This window comes from Paraburkholderia sp. SIMBA_030 (assembly GCF_046535245.1).
Taxonomy (GTDB): domain Bacteria; phylum Pseudomonadota; class Gammaproteobacteria; order Burkholderiales; family Burkholderiaceae; genus Paraburkholderia.
In genome coordinates, this window is the sequence record NZ_JAWRXB010001018.1 from 1 (window position 1) to 256 (window position 256).

Here is a 256-nt window from a genome sequence, read left to right on the forward strand (position 1 = left end):
GTATTAATGAGTAATAGTCTATTGCGCTAGCGTATTATACTTCTAGGTAGTCTAAAATACCTTCCGCAGCTTCGCGACCTTCCCAAATCGCGGTCACAACCAAGTCAGAACCGCGCACCATATCGCCACCAGCGAAGATTTTAGGATTTTGAGTCTGGAATTTGAAGGTTTGCTTTTCGGCTGCTAGTACGCGACCAGAGCTGTCCATCGCCACTTGCTGAGACTCGAACCAATCAGCAGGACTTGGTCTAAAACC

1 pseudogene is annotated in these 256 nt (G+C 47.3%); it reads right to left on the bottom strand.

The features are described 5' to 3' along the window. Nucleotides 1-34: 34 nt before the first annotated feature. A pseudogene (gltD, locus tag SB772_RS43095) lies at nt 35-256 on the bottom strand (glutamate synthase); the annotation flags it as partial.